At 66.4% G+C, this 1465-nt stretch carries 3 protein-coding genes; all 3 read right to left on the minus strand.

The genetic code is table 11. The annotated features are described in order from the left end of the window. Positions 1–114: 114 nt before the first annotated feature. The 3 genes from J2Z17_RS25105 to J2Z17_RS25115 all read right to left on the minus strand — a co-directional run bounded on the left by J2Z17_RS25105 (position 115) and on the right by J2Z17_RS25115 (position 1244). Positions 115–333, minus strand: a complete 219-nt coding sequence (locus tag J2Z17_RS25105; protein ID WP_209949592.1) for a hypothetical protein — start codon at positions 331–333, stop codon at positions 115–117. A 301-nt stretch (positions 334–634) separates the two neighbouring features. Beyond that, a complete protein-coding gene (locus J2Z17_RS25110) occupies positions 635–871 on the minus strand; it encodes a hypothetical protein (RefSeq protein ID WP_209949595.1) in 237 nt (78 codons plus the stop codon). A 154-nt stretch (positions 872–1025) separates the two neighbouring features. Further along, positions 1026–1244 carry a hypothetical protein gene (locus J2Z17_RS25115; RefSeq protein ID WP_209949597.1) on the minus strand — a complete coding sequence of 73 codons (219 nt, stop codon included), beginning with the start codon at positions 1242–1244 and terminating at the stop codon, positions 1026–1028. Between the last annotated feature and the right edge of the window lie 221 nt (positions 1245–1465).

Raw genomic sequence — 1465 nt, forward strand, 5'->3', positions numbered from 1 at the left:
CCCTCCGAGACGCCCCGGGGGGCAGGAAGCTGGGGCGGTGGGGTGTCCTGGAGGCGGTGCCGGCTGTCGCGCGGGAGGTGGGCGGCGGGTGCCGGCAGGTCTGCCTTTTGGAGATTAGTGGTCGTTGGCGGTGCGGGTGACCAGCGACAGGCTGCGGTCGGCGTTGACGCGGTAGACTTCGTGCACCTGCTTGCCCTCAGCGAAGTATTCGTTGAACACGGTCGAGCCGACCGGGGCGAGCGACAGGGTGGCGCTCTGCGAGATCGGGCCGGCAAAGGCAGCGGACGTGCCGAGGGCTGCGAGAACGGCGGCGGTGGCAATGATGGTCTTCATGAGGGTTGTCCTTGATGTCGTATCTTGTCTGGTCCCGGCAGCCGTCGCTCATGCGCGGGGCATGCGTTGCGATCGGTCTGCCCCGGGATCGGGGGATTGGGTTGGATTGCGCTCTGTCCTGGTGCGATCGCCGCGAAAGAGGCCGGTGGATGATGGGGGGCGGCAGGCTCTCCGCCAAGAGGGGAGAGAGGGAAGCGAAAAGCCTGCCGCACAACCCGGGTGGCGGCACCCGGATCTGTCATTCTCCAGCCGGCGCCTCCGACCGGTCATCCGGTCAGGCTGCGCGCCAGGGGCCGAAGGCTCAGTTGTCGTTGGCCGACTGCGAGACCAGGCTCAGGCTGTGGTCGACGCCGACGCGGTAGACCTCGTGGTACTGCTGACCGTTTGCCAGATAGGCGTTGAGCACGGTCGAGCCGACAGGGGCCTGGGCGTGGATCGTGCCCGACAGCGGGCCCTGGTTTGCCGGGACCTGCTGGGCGAAGGCGGCGGAGGCACCGAGCGAGGCGACGATGGCGGCAGCTGCGATGAGCGTTTTCATGATGGCGTTTCCTTGTTGTTCTTGTGTCCCGACCGTCTTCAGGCGGTCGTGGCAGTCAGGGGATATGTCGGCGCTAGGGTCGACCAGGGGATCTGGGCGGGCCCGGCCCTCAAAGATCGAGCCGGGCGGGCCATTGACGATTTAGCGGCCGGTGTCAGTGGTTGTTGGCCACGCGGCTGACGAGGTCGAGGGTGCGGTCGCCGTTGACCTTGTAGACTTCGTGCACCTGCTTGCCGTTGGCGAAATATTCGTTGAACACGGTCGAGCCGACCGGGGCTTCCGACAGGGTGGCGGAGGCGGAGATCGGGCCGGCAAAGGCAGCGGACGTGCCAAGGGCTGCGAGAACGGCGGCGGTTGCGATGAGGGTCTTCATGATGGTGTTTCCTTTGTCTCTTTTTCGATGTCCGGCTGTCTTGATTGTTGGCGGGGCAGCCGTGACGCACATGTCTTGTGGGGGATGTCGGCGGCGCCCGGGGTCAGACGACCCGGGCGGCCGTCAGGGCCTTAGTGGTCGTTGGCTGTGCGGGTAACGAGCGACAGCGTGCGGTCGCCGTTGACCTTGTAGACTTCGTGCACCTGCTTGCCGTGGGCGAA

Origin of the sequence: Heterorhizobium halophytocola, assembly GCF_017873095.1 — a bacterium.
Classification (GTDB): Bacteria; Pseudomonadota; Alphaproteobacteria; order Rhizobiales; family Rhizobiaceae; genus Allorhizobium; species Allorhizobium halophytocola.